Annotated in this window: 24 protein-coding genes; 11 read left to right on the plus strand and 13 right to left on the minus strand. The window is 31.1% G+C overall.

Features of this window, described 5'->3' with window-relative positions:
• Position 1: 1 nt before the first annotated feature.
• From ACTB1H_RS00980 to rpmH, 13 genes are all read right to left on the minus strand, one after another.
• On the minus strand, positions 2-1144 hold the full coding sequence (locus ACTB1H_RS00980) for an aminotransferase class V-fold PLP-dependent enzyme (RefSeq protein ID WP_463260964.1): 1143 nt from the start codon (positions 1142-1144) through the stop codon (positions 2-4).
• 112 nt (positions 1145-1256) lie between these two features.
• Positions 1257-1895, minus strand: a complete 639-nt coding sequence (locus ACTB1H_RS00985) for a cyclodeaminase/cyclohydrolase family protein (protein ID WP_463260965.1) — start codon at positions 1893-1895, stop codon at positions 1257-1259.
• Positions 1896-1909: 14 nt separating this feature from the next.
• Complete coding sequence (locus tag ACTB1H_RS00990) at positions 1910-2806, minus strand: PhzF family phenazine biosynthesis protein (protein ID WP_463260966.1); 897 nt, start codon at positions 2804-2806, stop codon at positions 1910-1912.
• 30 nt (positions 2807-2836) lie between these two features.
• The gene (locus ACTB1H_RS00995; protein ID WP_463260967.1) at positions 2837-3697 is read right to left on the minus strand and encodes a ParB/RepB/Spo0J family partition protein; all 861 of its coding nucleotides are present in this window, start codon (positions 3695-3697) and stop codon (positions 2837-2839) included.
• 10 nt (positions 3698-3707) lie between these two features.
• Positions 3708-4478: a ParA family protein gene (locus ACTB1H_RS01000; protein WP_463260968.1), complete on the minus strand. Its 771-nt coding sequence runs from the start codon at positions 4476-4478 to the stop codon at positions 3708-3710.
• A gap of 99 nt (positions 4479-4577) precedes the next feature.
• Positions 4578-5291 (minus strand): 16S rRNA (guanine(527)-N(7))-methyltransferase RsmG, encoded by a 714-nt coding sequence (rsmG, locus tag ACTB1H_RS01005; RefSeq protein ID WP_463260969.1) that lies wholly within the window; start codon positions 5289-5291, stop codon positions 4578-4580.
• The gene (gene mnmG / locus ACTB1H_RS01010) at positions 5284-7188 is read right to left on the minus strand and encodes a tRNA uridine-5-carboxymethylaminomethyl(34) synthesis enzyme MnmG (protein WP_463260970.1); all 1905 of its coding nucleotides are present in this window, start codon (positions 7186-7188) and stop codon (positions 5284-5286) included. The genes rsmG and mnmG overlap by 8 nt, the downstream gene beginning before the upstream one ends.
• Positions 7189-7197: 9 nt before the next feature.
• Positions 7198-8565 carry a tRNA uridine-5-carboxymethylaminomethyl(34) synthesis GTPase MnmE gene (gene mnmE / locus ACTB1H_RS01015; protein ID WP_463260971.1) on the minus strand — a complete coding sequence of 456 codons (1368 nt, stop codon included), beginning with the start codon at positions 8563-8565 and terminating at the stop codon, positions 7198-7200.
• A 93-nt stretch (positions 8566-8658) separates the two neighbouring features.
• A complete protein-coding gene (gene jag, locus ACTB1H_RS01020) occupies positions 8659-9288 on the minus strand; it encodes an RNA-binding cell elongation regulator Jag/EloR (protein WP_463260972.1) in 630 nt (209 codons plus the stop codon).
• Entirely contained in the window at positions 9289-10005 is a 717-nt protein-coding gene (locus ACTB1H_RS01025; RefSeq protein ID WP_463260973.1) for a YidC/Oxa1 family membrane protein insertase, read from the minus strand.
• A gap of 20 nt (positions 10006-10025) precedes the next feature.
• On the minus strand, positions 10026-10241 hold the full coding sequence (yidD, locus tag ACTB1H_RS01030) for a membrane protein insertion efficiency factor YidD (protein WP_463260974.1): 216 nt from the start codon (positions 10239-10241) through the stop codon (positions 10026-10028).
• A gap of 4 nt (positions 10242-10245) precedes the next feature.
• Positions 10246-10584 carry a ribonuclease P protein component gene (gene rnpA / locus ACTB1H_RS01035; RefSeq protein ID WP_463260975.1) on the minus strand — a complete coding sequence of 113 codons (339 nt, stop codon included), beginning with the start codon at positions 10582-10584 and terminating at the stop codon, positions 10246-10248.
• A gap of 48 nt (positions 10585-10632) precedes the next feature.
• On the minus strand, positions 10633-10767 hold the full coding sequence (rpmH, locus tag ACTB1H_RS01040; RefSeq protein WP_135270208.1) for a 50S ribosomal protein L34: 135 nt from the start codon (positions 10765-10767) through the stop codon (positions 10633-10635).
• Between the two features lie 523 nt (positions 10768-11290).
• Here rpmH and dnaA point away from each other — a divergent pair.
• The 11 genes from dnaA (at position 11291) to ACTB1H_RS01095 (ending at position 23279) form a co-directional block, all read left to right on the plus strand.
• A complete protein-coding gene (dnaA, locus tag ACTB1H_RS01045; RefSeq protein WP_463260976.1) occupies positions 11291-12622 on the plus strand; it encodes a chromosomal replication initiator protein DnaA in 1332 nt (443 codons plus the stop codon).
• A 162-nt stretch (positions 12623-12784) separates the two neighbouring features.
• Positions 12785-13894 carry a DNA polymerase III subunit beta gene (gene dnaN / locus ACTB1H_RS01050; protein ID WP_463260977.1) on the plus strand — a complete coding sequence of 370 codons (1110 nt, stop codon included), beginning with the start codon at positions 12785-12787 and terminating at the stop codon, positions 13892-13894.
• An 11-nt stretch (positions 13895-13905) separates the two neighbouring features.
• A complete protein-coding gene (gene yaaA, locus ACTB1H_RS01055; protein ID WP_463260978.1) occupies positions 13906-14112 on the plus strand; it encodes a S4 domain-containing protein YaaA in 207 nt (68 codons plus the stop codon).
• A 33-nt stretch (positions 14113-14145) separates the two neighbouring features.
• Complete coding sequence (recF, locus tag ACTB1H_RS01060; protein WP_463260979.1) at positions 14146-15252, plus strand: DNA replication/repair protein RecF; 1107 nt, start codon at positions 14146-14148, stop codon at positions 15250-15252.
• 15 nt (positions 15253-15267) lie between these two features.
• Entirely contained in the window at positions 15268-17184 is a 1917-nt protein-coding gene (gyrB, locus tag ACTB1H_RS01065) for a DNA topoisomerase (ATP-hydrolyzing) subunit B (RefSeq protein ID WP_463260980.1), read from the plus strand.
• Between the two features lie 9 nt (positions 17185-17193).
• Complete coding sequence (gene gyrA, locus ACTB1H_RS01070) at positions 17194-19614, plus strand: DNA gyrase subunit A (RefSeq protein WP_463260981.1); 2421 nt, start codon at positions 17194-17196, stop codon at positions 19612-19614.
• 19 nt (positions 19615-19633) lie between these two features.
• Entirely contained in the window at positions 19634-19963 is a 330-nt protein-coding gene (locus ACTB1H_RS01075; protein WP_463260982.1) for an STAS domain-containing protein, read from the plus strand.
• Complete coding sequence (locus ACTB1H_RS01080; RefSeq protein ID WP_463260983.1) at positions 19956-20318, plus strand: ATP-binding protein; 363 nt, start codon at positions 19956-19958, stop codon at positions 20316-20318. The genes ACTB1H_RS01075 and ACTB1H_RS01080 overlap by 8 nt, the downstream gene beginning before the upstream one ends.
• 15 nt (positions 20319-20333) lie before the next feature.
• Positions 20334-21116 (plus strand): SigB/SigF/SigG family RNA polymerase sigma factor, encoded by a 783-nt coding sequence (locus ACTB1H_RS01085; protein WP_463260984.1) that lies wholly within the window; start codon positions 20334-20336, stop codon positions 21114-21116.
• Positions 21117-21207: 91 nt separating this feature from the next.
• Positions 21208-22407: a MalY/PatB family protein gene (locus ACTB1H_RS01090; RefSeq protein ID WP_463260985.1), complete on the plus strand. Its 1200-nt coding sequence runs from the start codon at positions 21208-21210 to the stop codon at positions 22405-22407.
• A complete protein-coding gene (locus ACTB1H_RS01095; protein WP_463260986.1) occupies positions 22407-23279 on the plus strand; it encodes a DUF4846 domain-containing protein in 873 nt (290 codons plus the stop codon). Before ACTB1H_RS01090 ends, ACTB1H_RS01095 begins: the two co-directional genes overlap by 1 nt.
• The last annotated feature ends 151 nt before the right edge of the window (positions 23280-23430 follow it).

A 23430-nucleotide genomic window follows, 5' to 3' on the forward strand; every position in this document is an offset into this window, starting at 1 on the left:
CTTATATTTGTCTTCTAATTTCGTATATAGATTTTATACTATATTCAATATCTTCAAATGTGTTAAATGGTCCAATGCTAAATCTCACTGCTCCTTGTTCAAATGTGTTTATAGTCTTATGTGCAAGTGGAGCGCAATGAAGTCCTGGCCTAACACAAATATCGTATTTTTCATCAAGAATATATGCTAGTTCTGATGAATCCAAATCCAGAATATTAATTGGTATTACTCCAGCTCTTTTCTTTAAATCAGATGGTCCATATATTTTTACGCCATCAATTTTACTTAATTCCATGATGAAATACTCAGTTAATTCTTCTTCTTTTTTTTGTATATCTTCAATTCCTCTTTCTAATATATAATTTAATCCTTCTTTAAGCCCTACTATTCCAGGCATGTTTAAAGTTCCACTCTCAAATTTATCTGGCATTATTTCAGGTTGAAAGATCGAGTAAGAGTCGCTGCCTGTTCCTCCTTGTATGATAGTGTCTGTCAAGAGGCTGTCTCTGATAAATAACCCTCCTGTACCTTGTGGACCCAACAATCCTTTATGCCCTGGAAATGCAAGAAAGTCTATGTTCATTCTTTCTACATCTATTGGATAGATACCTGCAGATTGACTTGCATCAACTAAAAACAATATTCCCTTTTCTTTAGAAATCTTTCCTATTTCTTCGATAGGCATAATCGTGCCTGTCAGATTTGAAACATGAGTAATCGCTATCATCTTGGTATTGGGCTTTATTGATTTAAGTATATCGTCTTTTGATACAAAACCTTCTTCATCAGCAAAAACAATTGTATTTTCTACACCAATAGATTCAAGATGTTTGATAGGTCTTAGTACAGAATTATGTTCCATCGATGTAGTAATAACATGGTCGCCTTCATGTAATGTTCCATTTATAGCTATATTCAAACTAGTGGTGCAGTTTGGCGTAAAAATAAGGTTAAAAGGATCCTTTATATTGAAAAATTTAGAAAGCATAACCCTGGCATCATATACTTCCCTGTTTGCTTTGAGAGCTAATTTATGCCCTGATCTTCCAGGATTTGCCCCATAGTTTTTCATAGCATCATAAACCTTATCTAATACACTTTGTGGTTTGGGATAAGTTGTTGCTGCATTATCCAAATAGTACATAGACTTCACTCCTATGTAAAAATATCTCTATTTTATTCTAACACCCTTTTATCCTATTCACAACAAAAAAGTACCCCTAATCGACGATTATATCGAATAGAGGTATTTGTGTTTATCCTAATCTTTCGTATACTACTTTAAGAATCTCTTCCTTGAGTGCCTTCCCTTTGTTTAAACTTTCTTTAATTTCTCTATCTATTTCTTCTTTAAATTTCTCATCTTTTATGCTTTTTAAGTTGATTGTTACATTAAATAGAGCTCCCTCTAACCCTGCATATGCCAATAGGGTGCCAACCCCAACATCAGTTATTGCATTTACATTGCCATATTCAGCAAATACAATTTGCAGCTCTAAAGTCTCCAAGCATTTCTTAGCACATTTCAAAGGTACTTCTAATGCTTTTTTATAACCAAGCTGAATTTTTTCAGATCTTATTTTTTTCTCTTCCTCTGTTTCTTTTGGGAGTTTAAATGCTTTCATTACATCATCAAAAGCCGTAGAGTCTTCATCAACTATCACTAGTAGATCATCAATTATTTGGTTTAGTTTTATTTGATTTTCTTCTAGCAAAGTTCTTTTTTCTTCTGGTATTTGTTCATATTTAGCTTTTCCAATAGTGAGGTTTCCCACCATGCTTGACAAAGCAGCCCCCAAACTCCCAGCAAGAGCTGAAACACTACCACCTCCCGGAGTAGGATTGTCGCTTTTTACTTCTTGTACAAACTCTTTTATGCTTTTTTCAACTAACATTATATCCCTCCATATTAAAATTTAATTATTCCCTCAATGACTTTAACAGAGCTTCCTCCAACTTTTATCCTAAATCCATCATCATTTTCTTCTATAAAACATTGGATTTTGCTTGGCCTATTTAATGAATATCCTTGATGAACTATAATAGAGTTTTCTTTTAAAATTTTGTTGTTTTTTAAATAATATATTAATGCTCCATTAGCTGTTCCCGTTGCTGCTTCTTCATTTATGCCCACCGCAGGAGCAAAATTTCTAGCATAAGCTTTTGTCCTATCTTTTTTATCTAAACAAAAAGCATGTAGTCCCACTACTCCAAGTTCTATTGAATAGTCCTTTAATTTGTTGAAATCAACATCTATTTTTTCTAATTTAATCTTACTCTTAATTGGACATATTATATCTTTAAGGCCAGTTGAAATGATTTGAGGATAGACAGATTCACCAGCTAATCCAATATCATCTTCATCTAAGTTTAAAATTTCCTTTATCCTTGATAAATCCTTTATATCTCCATAATATTGTGGCTTTCCTTGTTCCATAACAACAGATATGGGTTTAAAATTAGAGAACATTATCTCAGCAGTTATAGTTCCAATATTTGTTTTAAGTAGTATCGTCTTGGTGCCATTATTTAAATTTTCCACATACCCTTCATCTGCTAAAATATATACGCCACCAATAGTAGCATGTCCACACAAGTCTACTTCACACTCAGGAGTAAAGTATCTAGCTTTATATTTGTTTTTTTCTAATTCTGTCAAAAATATGGTTTCTGATAAGTTCATTTCTCTAGCTATCGATTTCATTATTTTCTCTGGCAAACTTTTCTTTGTAATAACTACGCCAGCAGGGTTGCCTCCAAAAGCAACATCAGTAAAAGCATCTACCTGGAAAATATTTAGTTCCATAAAATCACCTCCTATGTTCCACGTGGAACATTACCTTGCAAGCATCTCAATTAGCCTTTCTAGGTCATCATCGCTATAAAATTCAATTTCTATCTTTCCGATTTTTTTTGATTTAGTTATAGTTACTTTAGTTCCCAAGTTAGATATAAGTCTGTCTTCTAATTCTCTGATGTATATATCTTTTTTCTTTGTTTTGGGTCTTTTCTTTTTCTCTACTACCATAGCTTCAGTTTCTCTCACAGAAGAATTGGACTTGATTATCTCTAAAGCTTTCTTGTACTGCCCTTCTTCTTCTTTTATGCTCAGCAGCACTTTTCCATGCCCCATTGTCAATTCACCATTTTGTATAAGTTCAATTACTCTATTGTCGAGATTTAACAATCTTAAAGTATTTGAAATATATGATCTACTCTTTCCAATAGCTTTTGCTAATTCCTCTTGAGTTAAATTATATTCCTCAATTATTCTCCTATATCCATAGGCTTCTTCGATCGGGTTTAAATCCTCACGTTGAATGTTCTCAATTAAAGCAATTTTAGATGCAGTTACATCGTCAATATCTTTGATTATGCAAGGAAGAGTTTTCAGATTAGCAATTTTTGAGGCTCTATATCTTCGCTCTCCAGCGACTATTTCATAATATTCACCTTTCTTTGTTACAATAAGTGGTTGAAGAACTCCATTTTCTTTTATCGAATCTGCTAAGTTTTCTAAGCTTTCTTTATCAAAACTTTTTCTTGGCTGATCTTTTTTTGCCCTTATTTTTTCTATATTTAATTCAACAACTTTGCTTTCGCCACGAGTTATATCACTTATCAAGTCATCAACACTTTCTTTATCTTGTATCAAAGCAGATAATCCTTTACCCAGTCCAGTCTTTTTTTGTGGCATATAATCACCTCTATTCACTTTCTTGTAATTCTAAAAACTCCATTGCCAGTTCTAAATATGACTCAGCTCCCTTTGATCTAGAGTCATAATCATGTACACTCATTCCATATGATGGTGATTCTGCAAGCCTTACATTTCTCGGTATTATGCTAGTATAAACTTTGCCTTTAAAAAATTTTTTTACTTCTTCAACTACTTGAATCGATAAATTGGTCCTGCCGTCAAACATATTTAAGACCACACCTTCTAACTCCAGATTTGGATTTTGATTCTTTCTTACTAACTCGATTGTTCTAAATAGTTGGCTTACTCCCTCAAGTGCGTAGTACTCGCATTGGATGGGGATGATTACACTATCTGCTGCTATTAAGCCAATAACACTCAATATTCCAAGAGAAGGAGGACAGTCTATAAAGCAGTAGTCAAATTCATCCTTTATACTTTCAAGAATAATTTTTAAGGTGTTTTCCCAATTTTCTTCTCTAGCTAATTCTATTTCAACACCAGCAAGGTCATTGTTTGAAGGAACTATGCTTACATTCTCTGCAGAAGTAGGTTTTATTGCTTCGGCAATGCTTGATTTTCCTGTTAAACAATCATATATTTGAACATTCAAATTGTCTTTATCAATCCCTAAGCCACTAGAAGAGTTGCCTTGAGGATCAAGATCTATCAACAATATTTTCTTTCCTAATTTTCCTAAACCAGCAGACAGATTTATGCTTGTCGTGGTCTTGCCAACCCCACCTTTTTGGTTGAATATGGCGATAACTTTACTCATATAGTTTCACCTCAAATTCTATTTACTTATATAATATCATACAAAAAAAATAAATAAACAAAAAATGTTCCACGTGGAACATTTTTTGTTTATTTATCATCATAGCGGATTCTTTTTAGGTTTTCCCTGTTGTCTAGGATATTTCCTAGGTGTTTCTTTAATCTTTTTAATAACTATCAAAGTGTGAACAATATCAAAATGTGGCAATTTCACTTCTTCTATTCTTTCAATCTCTCCACCTAATAATTTAAGTGCATTTTTAGATAAGTCTACTTCTTCTTTTACATCTGGTCCTTTCATAGCTATAAAATAACCATTTACTTTCACAAATGGCAAGCAATATTCAGAAAGTGTATTTAGGCTTGCTACTGCTCTAGAAACCGAAATATCATATTTTTCTCTATGCTCATTAACTAAGGCAAGCTCTTCAGCTCTTGCATGAATAGTTTTTACCATTGATAAGTTTAACTCTTTTATGACTTCGTTTAGAAAATTAATTCTCTTGTTTAAACTATCCATTAAAGTCATATCCAACTCATTGTTATACACTTTTAAAACTAGACCTGGAAACCCTCCGCCTGTTCCAACATCGATCACTTTTTTATATCCATCAAATAACCCAATATTTACTAGTGACAAACTGTCACAAAAGTGTTTAATATATATTTCATCTTCTTCTGTTATATTGGTTATATTAAATTTCTGGTTCCAATGAACTAGCATATCTTTATATGTTTCGAACTGTTTTAATTGATCAGGTTCTAATTTTAAGTTCATTTTATGAAGAGCGCTTATAAATAATTCATTACTCACTAATAGTCCTCCTTCTTAGCTGTTCTAAATAGATCAATAAAACATTTATATCAGCAGGTGAAACACCAGAAATTCTTGATGCTTGTCCAATGGATTCTGGTCTGATTTTGTTTAACTTTTGGACTGCCTCAGTGCTTAAGCTTTTTATTTTTGTATAATCGATATCTTCTGGGATTTTTTTATTTTCCATTCTCTTAAATTGCTCTATTTGAGCCATTTGTTTTCTTATATACCCTTCATATTTTATTTCAATTTCTGCCTGAATTCTGATTTCTTTAGGCAAATTAGGTCTATCTGGATCTAAAGCTTTTGTGGAATCATAAGTCAATTCTGGTCTCTTAAGGAGATCATAAAGGCTAATTCCTGTTTTTATTGTGCTGTTACTTAAGCTATATAGTATCTCATTTACTTCCTTTGTGGGTGTTAATATCACTTTTTTTAGTCTAGCTAACTCATCATTTAATAATCTCTCTTTTTCTAAAGTCTTTTCATATCGTTCTTTTGATACCAGCCCCAATTCATACCCTTTCTTAGTCAATCTCAAATCGGCATTATCTTGTCTAAGTGTCAACCTGTATTCTGCTCTCGATGTCATCATTCTATAAGGTTCGTTCGTACCCTTAGTAACAAGGTCATCAATCAAAACCCCAATATATGCCTCTGATCTATCAAGTATAAAAGGCTCTCTACCCAATACATTTTGGCTTGCATTTATTCCTGCAATAAGACCTTGTGCTGCTGCTTCTTCATACCCACTTGACCCATTAATTTGTCCTGCAAAAAATAAATTCTTAATTTCTTTATGCTCTAGAGTCCTTTTTAGCATAGTTGAATCAATAGCATCATATTCAATTGCATATGCTGTTCTCATGAATTCTACTTTTTCAAGCCCCTTTATGTTTTTATACACTTCAATCTGTACTTCTTCAGGCAATGAAGAACTTACACCTTGTACATACATCTCTTTAGTGTCTAATCCTTCAGGTTCTATGAATACTTGATGTTTATCCTTTTCTGGAAATCTTACTACCTTATCCTCTATTGACGGACAATACCTAGGACCAACACCTTCTATTAGCCCTGAAAACATAGGGGATCTATCTAAATTTTGTCTTATTATTTCATGAGCTCTTTCAGTTGTATAGGTCAAATAACATGATACTTGTTTTATGTCAAATTCCTTTCCCATATTCATAAAACTAAATGGTATAATCTCATCATCCCCAGGTTGTTCTTCCATCACGCTAAAATCAATGCTATCTCTTGAAACTCTAGCAGGTGTGCCTGTTTTCATTCTCCTTAAGAAAAATCCTTTTTGTTTCATAGCTTTTGAAAGCATTATCGATGGAAATCTTCCATCTGGTCCAGACTCAAAATTTACTTCCCCTATATAAACTCTTCCACCTAAATAAGTCCCTGTAGCAACAACACATGCTTTTGTATTGTATACTGCACCAGTTCTTGTCACCACTGCCTTTACTTGATTGTTTTCAAAAATTATATCTACAACTTCAGCTTGTTTTAATGTCAAGTTAGGCTCATTTTCAAGCGTTTTTTTCATCTCTGTATGATACTTTTTCTTATCCGCTTGTACCCTAAGTGAATGTACTGCAGGCCCTTTTGACAAATTTAACATTCTGCTTTGTATGAATGACTTATCTATATTTAATGCCATCTCTCCACCTAGGGCATCAATTTCACGTACTAAATGACCTTTGCCTGTTCCTCCAATGTTTGGATTGCACGAAAGTGCTGAAATTGCATCCAAGCTGATCGTAAGTATAAGTGTCTTAAGGCCCATTCTAGCAGATGCTAAAGCAGCTTCAACACCAGCATGTCCTGCTCCTATTACGACACAATCATATTCTCCAGCATTATATTTAATATTATCTCTCATATTCTCTCCTTACTTTCCAATACAAAATTCACTAAATATCTTGTCTAATATATCTTCAGAAATAGATTGCCCCGTGATTTCTCCAAGGCTCTCCCAAGCGCTCTTAATATCTACTTCTAAACAATCGATCGGTTCATTTTTTAATATTTCTTCTTCCAATTCCAACAGTGTATCATATGCTTTAAGCAGCATATTCTTATGCCTTATATTATTTAATACAACATCTGATTCGATTTTTACATCTTCTTTATAAAACAAATCTTTTATAGTATCTATTAACTCATCTATACCTACACCTGTTGTAATAGAAGAATTGATTACTCTTGCGTTAGGAAAATTAACCTTGAAATAGCTTTCATCTAGTTTTCTCTCTAAATCAGATTTGTTTAACATTATTATAGTCTTTTTATCTTTTACTAGTTCCATAATTCTTTTATCTTCTTCTGTAAGAGGAGAAGATACATCAAACAATGCTATAATCAAGTCTGCCTTGCTTAAAGTTTCTTTAGTCTTTAACACGCCTATTTTTTCAACATAGTCCTCTGTCTCTCTAATGCCAGCAGTATCGACAAGTTTCAATGGAATGCCATCTATATTAATATATTCTTCAATTATATCCCTTGTTGTGCCTGGTATATCTGTCACTATAGCTCTATTTTCATTTAGTATCGCATTTAAAAGAGATGATTTACCTACATTCGGCTTACCTAATATTACAGTATTCAACCCATCTCGCAGTATCTTTCCTCTTTCGAAACTATCTATTAATCTCTTTATTCTTTCCTTTGCCTTTTTTGAATCTTCCAACAATTCCTTGTGAGAAATCTCTTCTATTTCATCTTCAGGAAAATCTATGTTAGCTTCAATAAATGCCATCATTTTTACCAAAATATCTTGGATCTCTAAAACTTCTTTAGTTATACTTCCTTCAAGTTGTTTCAATGAAACCTCGTAGCTCTTTTCAGATTTTGCTTTTATTATGTCGATTACCGCCTCAGCTTGTGTTAAATCAAGCCTTCCATTTAAGAAAGCCCTTTTTGTAAATTCTCCTTTTTCAGCAAGTCTAGCTCCTTTCTTCAAACACAGCTCCAAAATTTTTTTAACAGGAATTATTCCACCATGAGAATATATCTCTACCATATCCTCTCTTGTGTAGGTATTTGGAGCTTTCATAAAAGCAATCAAAACCTCGTCTAAGACTTTTTTATCATCAACAATATGACCATAATGAAGTTTTTTGTTTTCAAATTCGAAATTTTTTCTATTGCTTTTAAAAATTTCTTTCCCTATATTAATAGCATCTTTACCGCTTAATCTTACAATGCCTATTCCTGCTTCACCAACTGCTGTCGATATAGCAGCAATTGTTTGATCCATAAAATCACCTCAAAATTTATATAAATTAATTATAATATATCTCATTATACATTGTTTGCAAATTAAAGTAAAAAAATAAAGTCCTAGTGGACTTTATTTTTTTAAAGTTATAACAACCCTTCTATATGGTTCATTGCCTTCAGAATAAGTAGTGATTCCATCGAAGTTTTGCAAAGTCGAATGAATTATCCTTCTTTCATAAGGATTCATAGGTTCTAATTTTACTGGTTTCCTATATGTCAATACTCTTTTAGCCATCTTATTTGCCAAGTTTACTAATGCCTCTTCTCTCTTTTTTCGGTAATTATTTACATCAACTAATGTCTTATACAAATTTTCACCATTTTTATTTACCACTAAATTCAATAAATATTGTATAGAGTCAAGGCCACTTCCTCTTTTTCCGATCAAAACACCTATATCATCATCAGATAAATTAACTATTTCAACTTGAATGACTTCTCCTTCTAAAGTTACATTACAATCAGCTTCAATATCCATTTTATTTAATAAATTTTCCATAAAAGTTTGTGCTATCTTCTTAGGGTCATCTTTTTTAGTTACTTTTATCTTTGCTTCTTTCCCACCAATTATGCCGAACAATCCCTTTGATGGCTCTTCCAATATTTCTACTTCTACCTCATCTTTTGTTGCATTCAATTCAACTAGCGCTTCATTTAATGCATCTTCAACTGTTTTGGATGACTTTATAACAAATTTCATTTATTTTGCCTCCACACTTTTTTTAACGGATCTGTTAACTATAAGCTGTTGAACAATACTAAATATATTACTAATTACCCAATAAAGAGCAAGTCCTGCTGAAAAACCTCTTGCAGCAAAGAATATCATAAATGGAAGAACAATATTCATTATCCTCTGTGTTGATTGTGTAGAAGGATCAGCATTTGGATTAGCACTCATCATAGTAACACTCTGTAAATATGTCGTTATACCTGCTAATAGTGGCAATCCCCAAAGATATGGATCTTGTAATCCTAAATCCTTAATCCAAAAAAAGTTCTTTGCCATGCTTTGATACATTTCAGGATCTGTAAAAGCATACATACTTGGATCTCTAAATACTGCGAAAAATGCCAAAATTATAGGCATCTGTATAATCAATACAAGACAACCTGAAGCTGGATTGTATTTGTGTTCTTTGTATAATTCCTGCATTTTGATTTGCATAGTTTTCGGGTCATTCTTGTATTTTGTCTGTATATCTTTAATCAAAGGCTGAAGTTCGCTCATTTTTCTACTCGATTTGACTTGATTAAGGCTTAATGGTAATAAAATGAGCTTAAAAATAACAGATGTAATTATGATAGAAATAGCATAATACGATATAATAGATGGTTCACTAGGTAATACGCTACTTACAAATGTATATACATATCTTAGAATAGAACCCATTATGTTTCCAAGAAAATCAATCATTTATTTTATAAACCCCCCGTTCATTTAAGTGGGTCATATCCTCCTTCATGAAATGGATTGCACCTTAGTATTCTTCTTATACTTAGATAACTTGCTTTAAAAAATCCGTATTTTTGAAATGCCAAGAGTGAATACTCTGAGCAAGTAGGATAAAACCTGCAATGTTTACCAACCAATATATACTTAGATATATAATTTTGGTAAAATTTTATAATGTAAATCACTATATTATTCATTGAATCACCTTTTTAAAATACCGGCTAAACTATATAGGTGCTCAACAGATTTTTGTAGTTCTTCATAGTTTAAGTCTAAAGTATTCTTCTTTGGAATAAGTACAATATCATATCCTTCACTTACATATGGTAAAAGATTTTTGTTAATCTCTCTTAATCTTCTTTTTATTTTATTTCTAACCACAGCTTTCCCCAATTTTTTTGTGACTACTATTCCAAACCTAGTATAATTCAATTCATTTTTTTTTATATAAAGTGTAAAATTTCTATTCCAATAGTTTTTACCCTTTACATAAACCTTTTTAAATTCAGTATTCTTTCTTAATCTGTGTATTTTTTTCATTAAGATAAACCACCCTAGGCCTTTAATAAAAGGCCACTATCTAGCGGCCTAAGCGGAAAGCACCTTTCTCCCTTTTCTTCTTCTTGCTTTTAACACTGCTCTACCTGATCTAGTCTTCATTCTCTTTCTAAAACCATGTTCTTTACTTCTTTGTCTTTTTTTAGGTTGATACGTTCTTTTCACATAAAACACCTCCTTTATGTAGGATAACAAGTATATTTGATACTAATACCTATTTTATAGCATAAAACACTATCTTAAATTATATGTATAAGGTAGAAACATGTCAAGAAATATAATTTTAGTTCAGTTTCTACTAATATAATATATATAATATATCAAAAATGCAAACCTGTAGATAATTTTTAAACAGCCTGTGGATAAATTTATTGAATATGGTGTATATTTTTGTTATTATATTTATAGTGTTAATAAGTATTAAATCTTGTGGATAGTTTAAAGTTATGCACATTTTGTGGATAGTTTGTGCATAACTTTAAATTATTTATCGATTTTTTGTTACGAATATTTAATTTATAAATTAATTTTATCCACAATATTAAACTGTTAATTCTGTGGATTATTTATTTTTTTAATAAAAATTTCTATTTATCCACAAAAAGTTGATATTTTATCAACATTATCCACATATTTTAGAATTTTTATAATTTTTGTGGATAACATGAAATATTAGGAGGTATTATTAATGAATTTATCATTAAATGAGCTTTGGGATCAGGTGCTAAATTTAATAAAAGTTGAACTCACAGAAGTTAGCTTTAACACATGGCTTAAAACCATAAAACCTATATCCTTAAGTGATGATGAAATAACTTTAGCAGCTCCAAATGACTTTACAAAGGGAATTTTAGAAGGAAGGTACTTAAATTTAATAAAAAATGCAATAAAAGAAGTTTGCAAAAAAGATTATAAAATTAATTTCATAGTACCTGGAGATGAATTACCAAATATAGAAGTAGTAAAGAAAGAAAATAAGGTTAGTGAACCTGATTTTAAAAAACTGTTAAATCCTAAATATACTTTTTCAACATTTGTTACAGGAAAAAGCAACGAATTTGCTCATGCAGCATCTTTAGCAGTTGCTGAAGCACCAGCTCAAGCATATAATCCACTTTTTATATATGGTGGCGTAGGATTAGGGAAAACACATTTAATGCATGCAATAGGTCATTATATATTATCTCAAAATCCAAAAGCTAAAGTAGTATATGTATCAAGTGAAAAATTCACAAACGAACTCATTAATTCTATAAGAGAGTATAGAAATGAAGAGTTTAGAAATAAATATAGAAATGTAGATGTTCTTCTAGTTGATGACATTCAATTTATAGCCGGAAAGGAAGGAACTCAAGAAGAATTTTTCCATACTTTCAATGCTCTACATGAAGCAAACAAACAAATCATAATATCAAGTGATCGTCCACCAAAAGAAATACCTACACTAGAAGATAGGCTTAGATCTCGTTTCGAATGGGGCTTGATAACAGACATACAACCCCCTGATTTTGAAACTAGAATAGCAATACTTAAGAAAAAAGCCAATATAGAAAATCTAAATATACCTGACGAAGTCTTTCATTTAATTGCAAACAATATTCATTCTAATATAAGAGAATTAGAAGGAGCTCTTATTAAAATCGTTGCTTACTCATCATTGACAAATGCAGTTATATCAGAAGAATTAGCACAAGAAGCACTAAAAGACCTCGTAAATAGCCAAAAAAAGAAAGAAATCACTGTTGAACTTATTAAAGACGTAGTAGCAAAAGAATTCAATATAAGAATTGACGACTTTGACTCTAAAAAAAGAACTAGAGAAGTGGCTTTTCCAAGACAAGTAGCCATGTACTTAACAAGAGAATTGACAGATTTATCTCTACCTAAGATAGGCGATGAATTTGGTGGAAGAGATCATACAACAGTTATACATGCATACGATAAAATATCTAATGACATGATAAATGACTTAAGTCTTAAAAATAAAATAGAAAAGATAATAGAAAATTTAAAGAAATAACATGTTGATAGTTTATAACAATTATTTTACTTATCCACATGTTATTAAACTTCATATTAAATATGATTTCAACTGAAAAATGACTTATCCACATATTAACATGTACTACTACTATTACTACTATTGTTATTAATTCTAATATACTATAAAGGAGGAAGTGCCTTGAAATTTTCAGTATCGCAAAATGAACTAAATAAACATATAAATATAGCACAAAGAGGTATCTCAAATAAATCAACTCTTCAAATTCTAGAAGGGATACTCATTGATGCAAAAAATAACAGATTAAAACTTACATCCACAGATTTAGAGATAAGCATAGAAACAATATTAGATGCAAATGTAATAGAAGAAGGAAAAGTTGTTATAAATTCAAGAATATTGGGAGATATTGTAAAAAGATTACCAAACGATACAATATATTTTGATATAAAAAACAACCATGTAAATATAAAGTGTCAGAATTCAGATTTTAACATAATTTCATATCCTGGAGATGATTATCCAGAACTTCCAATAGTAATAGAAACAGCAAAATTCGATATACCTCAAAATATTTTAAAAAGCGCAATAAAACAGACTTCATTTACCACATCACAGGATGAATCAAGGGCAGTATTGACAGGAGTTCTATTTGAAATAGAAGATGGCATGTTAACATTTGTATCCCTTGATGGATATAGGCTATCTATGAGAAAAGAGAATATTGAAATATCAGAAAGTTTAAAACTAATTGTTCCAGCAAGAGTTTTGAATGAATTAAATAAAATAATCGAAGATGTGGATAAAAATGTTACATTGGCTATAGCAAACGGACAAATAGTATTTACTTTAGATGATACAGTTATATATTCTAAGCTTTTGGAAGGGCAGTTTTTTAATTATAAAGATATTGTAAGAACAAACCACAATACAACGATACTTGTAAAAAGGAAAGATTTACTTGATTCATTAGAAAGAGCTAGTCTATTATCAAGAGAACAGAGAGCAAATCTAGTGAAGCTTTCAGTTACAGATGATTATTTAACAATAAAATCCAATTCAGAGATGGGAGATGTATTTGAACAAATAGAGATCATAAAAAAGGACGGAGAGAATTTAAACATAGCATTTAACTCAAGATATTTAATAGATGGTGTTAGAGTTATAGATAGTGAAGATATAGAGCTTAATTTTATTTCCAGCCTTAATCCTTGCATAATGAGAGCAAAAGATGATGAAAAATACATCTATTTGGTATTACCAGTTAGATTAGCTCAAGATGATTTTTAAGAGGTGAAAAAATGGAAAAGGTTAAAATAAATACAGAATACATTAAATTAGAGCAATTATTAAAATTAGCAAGCATTACACAAACAGGTGGAGAAGCTAAAATAATGATTCAAGATGGATTGGTAAAGGTCAATGGAGAAATATGCAAACAAAGAGGAAAAAAATTGAGAATAAATGACAAAATAGAAGTAAATGATAAAATTTATGTTGTGGTATAATTAATTGTGCTTTTAATTTAAGGAGTGTATTTTTTGAATATATACGAATTGAGGTTAATAAATTTCCGAAATTACTACAACTTAACTATAGAATTTTTTCCCTATATAAATATTATTTATGGAGATAATGCTCAAGGAAAGACAAACCTATTAGAAGCCATAAATTTAGTATCTACAGGAAAATCTTTCAGAACCAGCAGAGAAAAAGAAATGATAAATTTCAATAAAGATAAAGCATATGTTGGGGCAAAGGTATTAGGGGAGAATTTTGAAAAGCTAATAGAGATAAAATTAGATAAAAATTATTCTAAAAAACAGAGAATAAATGGAAAAGATGTAAAAAATCAAAAAGAGCTATATGATAATTTTAAATCTGTGGTATTTTCCCCAGATGATATAAATTTAATAAAAGATGGACCAAATGTAAGAAGGAATTATATTGATAATTTAATATCAAACTTAAAACCAACATATCAATACAACCTAAACAGATATAACAAGATACTATTTCAAAGGAATAATTTATTAAAGCAAAACCTCATAAAAATTGATAGGAATTTAATAGATATATTCAATTTACAGTTGTCAAAATTAGCTAGCACAATAATAATAGAGAGAATGCTTATCTTAGAAAGGCTTGAAGAATTTTCAAAAGTGATACATTCTGAATTCACTGCAAATCAAGAAAAAATTAAATTTCAATATTTTTCAACAGTAAAATTTGATAAAAAAGATCCTATTGAAATACAAGAAAAAACTTTAAAAATGCTCAGAGAATATGAAAAAATGGATTTAGAAGCAAAAACAACACAAATAGGGCCTCACAGAGATGACATTTTCATAATCATAAATGAAAAAGATGCTAGAGTATTTGGCTCACAAGGACAGAAAAGATCAGCTGTTTTGACTATCAAACTATCAGAGGTTGAATTAATTAAAAATGAAACTAATCATTATCCAATATTACTTTTAGATGATGTTTACTCAGAATTAGATGAAAATAGAAAAAACTACTTAAATAGGCTTTTTAAAAATGTTCAAACCTTTATAACAACAACTGATATAAATAGCATAGGGGATCTGTCTTCTTTAGAAACAACAAAGATTAAAATAGAAGATGGAACATATATAAAGAGCTAATATGGAGGGAAATAGATGGCAATAGATAACAATGGTAACAATAGGCATTATACAGCCAATGAAATACAAGTATTGACAGGGCTTGAACCCGTAAGAAAAAGACCTGGAATGTATATAGGCTCAACTGGACCAAAGGGACTTCATCATCTAGTTTACGAAGTAGTAGATAACAGTATAGATGAAGCACTAGCAGGAATTTGTGATACAATAGAAGTTATAATACATGAAGACGGTTCAGTATCAGTAAAAGACAATGGAAGTGGTATACCTGTAGAGATACATCCTCAAACAGGTAAATCCACAGTAGAAACAGTTTTGACAATACTTCATGCAGGGGGAAAATTTAACAATTCAGCATATAAAGTCTCTGGAGGGCTTCATGGAGTTGGAGTTTCGGTAGTAAATGCACTTTCAAAGTGGCTTATTGCAAAAGTAAGAAGAAACGGAAAAGAATATATGCAAAAATTTGAAAGAGGTATAGCTGTAACAGAACTCACTGAAATTGGAGAAACAGATGAGACTGGTACAACTATACATTTTTTGCCAGATGATGAAATATTTGAAACCGTAGAATTTAACTTTGAAACATTGGAACATCGATTCAGAGAAATGGCATTCCTAAACAGAGGAATAAAAATAACTCTAGAAGATAGAAGAAACAATGTCAAAAAAGAATTTCATTATACTGGAGGAATAAAATCATTTGTCGAATATATAAACAAAAATAAAAATCCTCTTCATAAAGAAGTCATTTATTTTGAGGAGGAAAAAGATTTTGTTACAGTAGAACTAGCACTTCAATACACCGACTCTTATTCAGAAACAATGCTGTCTTTTGCTAATAATATCAATACGATAGAAGGTGGAACTCACTTATCAGGATTTAGATCTGCACTTACTAGGAGTATAAATGATTATGCTAGAAAGTATAACTTTCTAAAAGAAAAAGATGAAAATCTTACTGGAGATGATGTAAGAGAAGGTTTAAGTGCAGTACTTTCTGTAAAATTGCCAGAACCCCAATTTGAAGGTCAAACAAAAGCAAAATTAGGAAATACCGAAATTAGAGGAATAGTAGATACCTTGACATATGAATATCTATCTAGCTATTTTGAAGAAAATCCTAAAACAGCTAGAGTTATATTGGAAAAAGCTATCAATTCTCAAAGAGCAAGAGAAGCTGCAAGAAAAGCAAGAGATTTGACAAGAAAAAGAAGCGTGTTGGATAATACAACTCTACCTGGGAAATTAGCAGATTGTCAATCAAATGATATAAATGAAACAGAAGTTTTTCTAGTAGAGGGAGATTCAGCTGGTGGAAGTGCAAAGCAAGGAAGAGATAAGAAATTTCAGGCAATACTTCCATTAAAAGGAAAGATAATGAATGTAGAAAAAGCTAGAATCGATAAAATACTTGGATATGAAGAAATAAAAGCTATGATAACAGCCTTTGGCACAGGTATTGGTGAAGATTTTAACATTGAAAAACTTAGATATGGTAAAATAATAATCATGACAGACGCAGACGTTGATGGAGCGCATATAAGAACACTTTTATTGACTTTTTTCTACAGATATATGAAAGATTTGATAGAAAAAGGTCATGTATACATTGCACAGCCACCACTATATAAAGTATCAAAGGGTAAAACAGAGCATTATTGTTATTCGGATAAAGAACTTGAAAAGTATCTAGACGAAATAGGTAGAGGCAACTACACTATTCAAAGATACAAAGGTCTTGGAGAAATGAATGCCGACCAGCTATATGATACAACAATGGATCCTAACAATAGAATTCTCTATAAAGTGACAATAGAAGATGCTGTCGCAGCAGATGAGATATTTACAACACTTATGGGGGATAAAGTAGAGCCTAGAAGGGAATTTATAGAACAAAATGCTAAATATGTCAAGAATCTTGACATATAGGAGGTAAATATGGAAGAAAACAAAGAGAATCTGATTGAAATAAATATAGAAGATGAGATGAAAAATTCTTACTTAGATTATGCTATGAGCGTAATAGTAAGTAGAGCATTGCCAGATGTAAGAGATGGATTAAAACCAGTACACAGAAGAATACTATATGCTATGAGCGAGCTTAATCTTTCACCAGACAAACAATATAGAAAATCAGCTAGGGTAGTTGGAGATGTACTTGGTAAATATCATCCACATGGAGACTCATCTGTCTATGGAGCTATGGTAAGATTAGCTCAAGATTTTAACACTAGATATCCTCTAGTCGATGGGCATGGTAACTTCGGTAGTGTGGACGGCGATGGAGCAGCTGCGATGAGGTATACCGAAGTAAAAATGACACCATTAGCTATGGAAATGTTGAGAGACTTAGAAAAAGAAACCGTCGATTTCATGCCAAACTTCGATGAAACATTAAAAGAACCAGTAGTATTGCCTAGCAAATTTCCAAATTTATTGGTAAATGGATCATCGGGGATAGCAGTAGGAATGGCTACAAATATACCACCACACAACTTAAAGGAAGTCATAGATGGATTAATTATGCTGATAGATAATGAAGATATTAGCATTGATGACTTGATGAAAGTAATAAAAGGGCCTGATTTTCCAACAGGTGGAATAATAATGGGAAAAGAAGGCATTAAAAAAGCATTTAGAACAGGTAGAGGCAAATTAACCATTAGAGCTGTAGCTGAAATCGAAGAAAACTCTAAGGGGAAAAGAAGCATAATAGTTTCTGAGATCCCATATCAAGTCAACAAATCCAACTTAATAGAAAAAATTGCAGAATTAGCTAGAGATAAAAAAATAGAAGGCATCTCTGATTTAAGAGATGAATCAGACCGAGAAGGCATGAGAATAGTAATAGAACTCAAAAGAGATGCAAATGCCAATGTAGTATTAAACAATCTATACAAACACACACAAATGCAAATTACTTTTGGAACAATAATGCTAGCTTTAGTAAACGGAGAACCAAAAGTACTTAATTTAAAACAGATTTTAGAGCATTATTTAAATCATCAAAAAGAGATAATAAGAAGAAGGACACAATTTGATTTAAGAAAAGCAGAAGAGAGAGCCCATATAGTTGAAGGTTTGAGAATTGCACTTGATCACATAGATGAAATAATAAAGATAATTAGAAGTTCAGCAAATGATCAAAAAGCTAAGGAAAGCTTGATGAATAACTTTACATTATCTGAAATTCAAGCTCAAGCAATTTTAGATATGAGATTGAGAAGATTAACAGGACTGGAAAGAGAGAAATTAGAAGAAGAATACGAAGATTTGATTAAGAAGATAAATTCATATAAAGAAATACTTGTAAATGAAAGACTTGTATTGGACATAATAAAAACAGAATTATTGGAAATAAGAGATAAATATTCTGATTTAAGAAGAACAAGAATTATGCATAGTAAAGAGGAAATAAACATAGAGGATATGATACCAGAGGAAGATGTTGTAATAACCCTTACTCATTTAGGATATATAAAAAGAATGCCAGAAGGGACATACAAGCCTCAAAAGAGAGGTGGCAAAGGAGTAATAGCTTTAACAAAGAAAGATGATGATTTTGTTGAGGACTTATTTATTACTTCGACACACAGCACTTTGTTATTCTTTACAAACAAAGGAAGAGTTTACTCACTAAAGGCATATGAAATACCTGAAGCAGGCAGACAAGCTAAAGGGACAGCAATAGTAAACCTATTAAATATAAATCCTGAAGAAAAAATAACAGCAGTAATTCCTGTTGATGAATTCAGTGAAGACTTAAATATGGTGATGTTGACTAAAAAAGGAACTATCAAAAAAACTGAGCTAGAACAATTTAACAGCATAAGAAAAAGTGGTATGATAGCTATAACATTGAAAGAAGAAGATGAACTAATAAATGTTGAACTAACAAAAGAAAATGACGAGATAATAATAGTCACCAAAAATGGTATTGCAATAAGATTTAGCCAAAAAGATGTAAGAGTGATGGGAAGAAATGCTGCAGGAGTAAGAGCAATTGAATTAAAAGAAGATGACGAGGTTGTATCCATGGATATAGCAGAAGATAGCAAATATCTACTTGTCATTACAGAAAAAGGATATGGGAAAAGAACTGAATTAAATGAATACAAAACTCAAAAAAGAGGCGGCAAAGGAATTAAGACTTATTCCATAAAAGAAAAAACTGGGAAAATAGTATCAGCTAAAGTAGTAAACAATCAAGATGAGGTTATGATTATTTCACTAAATGGAACAATAATTAGACTGCAAATTAAAGATATATCTGTAATGGGCAGAAGCACTCAAGGAGTAACTTTAATGAAGATGAATGATGATAGAGTAGTCGCTGTGGCAAAATATGTTGAGGGATAAATTTTAAGGAGTGATGGATATGGCTTTGCAAACAAAAGCAGAATTCAACTATGATGAAGGAAAATGGATAATTAAGCCGATTGGAGAAATAGACATCTATACATCAACAGAATTTAGAGATATAGTATTAAAATCATTTGAACAAAAAAATGCAGATTTAGTTATCGATGGTGAACATCTTGAATATATAGATTCAACAGGATTAGGAGCATTGATAGGTCTTTTAAAGATGCTTCAGGATACTCAATATAAAATTTATATAGACAATATAAAGCCAAACATCAGAAAGTTGTTTGATATCACAAAACTGGATAGCCTATTTATTTTTAGAGGTGAACAAAATGAATAATGATACAATACAACTTATAGTTCCTAAAAAGGCTGATTATATAAGCTTAATAAGGCTAACATCATCTGCAATAGCAAGTAAGCTAGGATTTAACATAGAAGACTTAGAAGATATAAAAGTATTAGTAGGTGAATCATGTATATTAACACTTTCATCAGAAAATACTAATAAACTTGATATAGAATTTAAAGTTGTTGATGATGTCTTAGAAATATTGATAAAATTAGATGGAGAATTAGATATTGATGAAATAAATGAATCAGAAAAAAAATTGAGCAAGATGATAATTGAATCTTTAGCAGATGAAGTAGAATACTCTAAAAATTCTATAAGATTAATTAAGTCAATAATTTAGTAAGGATGGTATCCTATGGACCATAGAGGAACTAAAAACAATATAAATCATCAAAAAGAAGATACTAAAGAATTATTTAGAATGTATAAAGAAAATCCTACTAAAGAAATCAGGGATATCCTTATAGAAAAAAATCTTTATATAGCAGAAATACTTGCAAAAAAGTATGCAAATAGAGGAATAGAATACGATGATATATTTCAAGTTGCAAGCATAGGACTAATCTATGCAATTGATAGATATGACATAGACAAGGGATATGAGTTTTCAAGTTTTGCTACTCCAACAATCATTGGAGAGATAAAAAAGTATTTTAGAGACAAAGGCTGGACTATAAGAGTACCTAGAAGAATTCAAGAACTATCTAAAAAGATAAATATAGCTAAAAATGAATTGAGTCAGGACCTCCAAAGAGTGCCCACAGTTGAAGATATAGCAAGATATCTAAATGTATCTGAAGAAGAAGTATTGGAAGCAATGGAAGCTAGTAAAGTTTATACACCTCAATCACTAGATGTGACATATGATTCTCAAAGTGAAGATAAGGAAGTAAATTTAGCAGAATTAATTGGTGAAGAAGACTATTATTTTGATAGAATTGAAAACAACGATTTTTTAATGAGAACAATGGCAAAATTAAATGACATGGAAAGAGAGATACTTGTCGAAAGATATTTCAATAAGAAAACTCAGGTAAACATAGCAAAAAGCATGAATATATCACAGATGACAGTTTCTAGGATAGAAAAAAGAGTACTAGAAAAGATAAGGAAAGAAATAGATAAAACATTAAATTAAACAATTAGGCAATTACTCTAGTTAAACTTGAGTGATTGCCTTTTGTATTTTTTGATATAATAAAGATAAAGAGACCTTAGGAGGATAAAAAATGAAATATAATTTTGACGAAGAGGTAAACAGAAAAGGAACTAATTCAGTTAAGTGGGATAATTTAAAAAATATATTTGGAAGAGATGACATCATACCATTGTGGGTTGCCGACACTGACTTCAAAGCACCAATAGAAGTCATAGAAGGAATAAAGAAAAGAGCTGACCATGGAGTTTTTGGATATACATTTAGAGGTAGTTCATATAATGAATCAGTTAAGAATTGGCTTAAGAGAAGACATCAATGGGAAATAGAAAGAGAATGGATAACATTTAGTCCAGGAATAGTACCAGCACTAAGCACATGCGTAAACACATTTACAAACCCTGGAGATAAAGTGATAATTCAATCGCCAATTTATCCTCCGTTTAGATCAGTCGTAGAAGGAAACGGCAGAAAAATAATCGACAATGAGTTGACATTTAAAAATAATCGCTATTGCATGGATTTAGAAAATTTAAAAAGGCAAATATTTAAGTCAAATGGAGAATTTGATTATAAAGTAAAGATGCTTATTTTATGCAGTCCACACAATCCTACTGGAAGAGTTTGGGGAAAGAATGAATTATTAGAGCTAGGAAAGATATGCTACGAAAACAATATAATCATAGTATCAGATGAAATACACTCAGACATTGTATATAAAAACCACAAGCACATACCTATAGCTTCTTTATCAGAAGAACTTAAAAACTCTACAATTACATGCATATCACCAAGTAAAAGCTTTAGTCTAGCGGGACTTGCATCCTCTGCAATAATAATACCCAACAAAAAACTTTTAAATTTATTTAACGCTTCATTGGACACATCACATATAGCTGGAGGCAACATATTTGGAAATATTGCTTTAGAAGAAGCATATAATAATGGCGATGATTATCTTGATGAGCTAATTTTGTATTTAGAGGACAATCTCAACTATTGTATAGATTACTTCAATGAAAAGATCCCTCAAATAAAACCACTTCGCCCAGAAAGCACTTACCTAGTCTGGCTTGATTGCAGCAAATTGGGATTGGAGGATAAGGAGCTAATGAACTTTTTCATTAACAAAGCAAAAGTAGGAGTAAATCCAGGCAGCAGTTTTTCTAAAAAATACAAAGATTTTGTAAGACTAAATATTGGATGCACTAAAAAAACATTAAAGGAGGCTCTTTATAGAATAGAAAAAGCTGTAAAGGAGGTAATTAGGTAATGAAAAGAGTTTTGTTTCTTATAGCAATGATTTTAGTGTTAACAGGCTGCGATAATGTAGCAGAAAAAGATATAGTTTATGAAAATGAAGTGGAAAATTCCGCTAATGAAAAAGTCTATGAAATCTTAAATGAAAATGGAAACACCATAAAAGAAAGATACAAAACACCCGAAGGATTTAAAAGAATAGATGTTGATGAGAATAGTTTCGGAGAATTTTTGAGGAACCAAAAATTGAAACCCTATGGAGAAAAAGCGCTCTATTACGATGGAAGAGAGAAACCATTTGGAAATGTCTACGAGAGTGTTTTAGATGTAGATATTGGAGATAGAGATCTTCACCAGTGTGCAGATGCAATAATGCTACTAAGAGCTGAATACCTATATTCAATAGGAAAATTTGAAGAAATAAAGTTTAATTTTGTATCAGGTTTTGAAGCAAAATACAGCGAGTGGATAAAAGGAAACAGAATAAAAGTTGAAGGAAACAATGCAAGTTACTACAAGAAAACTGAAGCCTCCAACACTTATGAAGATTTTAGGAATTTTATGGACATAGTATTTGCATACTCAAGCACATTGTCCTTAGAAAATGAATTGGAAAGCGTAGGCATAGATGATATGACAATAGGAGATGTATTCATCGTTGGAGGAAGCCCTGGCCATGCTGTTATAGTAGTTGACATGGCAGAAAATGAAAATGGAGAAAAGATATTCTTATTAGCTCAATCATATATGCCAGCACAACAGACCCAAATTCTATTAAATCCAAATGACAAAGATATAAGCCCTTGGTACTCATTAAAGGGATATGATAAATTAGTCACACCTCAATGGACTTTTGAGTTAGATCAACTAAAAAGATTTAATTAAATATGTTTAAAAAATACTGATATTCACGAATACAAAAAAATATAAAAAACTTTAAAAAAGGTATTGACACGATATAATAGAAGATGTTATACTAACAAAGTCGCCAAAAGAGCGACAGCGAACCAAGAAAACTAAACAGTGTGAAACTTTG

This window comes from Soehngenia sp., from assembly GCF_055108775.1.

Excerpts from the sequence above, each read along its gene's own strand:
- ACTB1H_RS00980 (WP_463260964.1), bottom strand. The coding sequence starts at position 1,144 with ATGTACTATTTGGATAATGCAGCAACAACTTATCCCAAACCACAAAGT.
- ACTB1H_RS00985 (WP_463260965.1), bottom strand. The coding sequence starts at position 1,895 with ATGTTAGTTGAAAAAAGCATAAAAGAGTTTGTACAAGAAGTAAAAAGC.
- ACTB1H_RS00990 (WP_463260966.1), bottom strand. The coding sequence starts at position 2,806 with ATGGAACTAAATATTTTCCAGGTAGATGCTTTTACTGATGTTGCTTTT.
- ACTB1H_RS00995 (WP_463260967.1), bottom strand. The coding sequence starts at position 3,697 with ATGCCACAAAAAAAGACTGGACTGGGTAAAGGATTATCTGCTTTGATA.
- ACTB1H_RS01000 (WP_463260968.1), bottom strand. The coding sequence starts at position 4,478 with ATGAGTAAAGTTATCGCCATATTCAACCAAAAAGGTGGGGTTGGCAAG.
- mnmG (WP_463260970.1), bottom strand. The coding sequence starts at position 7,188 with ATGAGAGATAATATTAAATATAATGCTGGAGAATATGATTGTGTCGTA.
- mnmE (WP_463260971.1), bottom strand. The coding sequence starts at position 8,565 with ATGGATCAAACAATTGCTGCTATATCGACAGCAGTTGGTGAAGCAGGA.
- jag (WP_463260972.1), bottom strand. The coding sequence starts at position 9,288 with ATGAAATTTGTTATAAAGTCATCCAAAACAGTTGAAGATGCATTAAAT.
- ACTB1H_RS01025 (WP_463260973.1), bottom strand. The coding sequence starts at position 10,005 with ATGATTGATTTTCTTGGAAACATAATGGGTTCTATTCTAAGATATGTA.
- yidD (WP_463260974.1), bottom strand. The coding sequence starts at position 10,241 with ATGAATAATATAGTGATTTACATTATAAAATTTTACCAAAATTATATA.
- rnpA (WP_463260975.1), bottom strand. The coding sequence starts at position 10,584 with ATGAAAAAAATACACAGATTAAGAAAGAATACTGAATTTAAAAAGGTT.
- dnaA (WP_463260976.1), top strand. The coding sequence starts at position 11,291 with ATGAATTTATCATTAAATGAGCTTTGGGATCAGGTGCTAAATTTAATA.
- yaaA (WP_463260978.1), top strand. The coding sequence starts at position 13,906 with ATGGAAAAGGTTAAAATAAATACAGAATACATTAAATTAGAGCAATTA.
- gyrB (WP_463260980.1), top strand. The coding sequence starts at position 15,268 with ATGGCAATAGATAACAATGGTAACAATAGGCATTATACAGCCAATGAA.
- gyrA (WP_463260981.1), top strand. The coding sequence starts at position 17,194 with ATGGAAGAAAACAAAGAGAATCTGATTGAAATAAATATAGAAGATGAG.
- ACTB1H_RS01075 (WP_463260982.1), top strand. The coding sequence starts at position 19,634 with ATGGCTTTGCAAACAAAAGCAGAATTCAACTATGATGAAGGAAAATGG.
- ACTB1H_RS01080 (WP_463260983.1), top strand. The coding sequence starts at position 19,956 with ATGAATAATGATACAATACAACTTATAGTTCCTAAAAAGGCTGATTAT.
- ACTB1H_RS01085 (WP_463260984.1), top strand. The coding sequence starts at position 20,334 with ATGGACCATAGAGGAACTAAAAACAATATAAATCATCAAAAAGAAGAT.
- ACTB1H_RS01090 (WP_463260985.1), top strand. The coding sequence starts at position 21,208 with ATGAAATATAATTTTGACGAAGAGGTAAACAGAAAAGGAACTAATTCA.
- ACTB1H_RS01095 (WP_463260986.1), top strand. The coding sequence starts at position 22,407 with ATGAAAAGAGTTTTGTTTCTTATAGCAATGATTTTAGTGTTAACAGGC.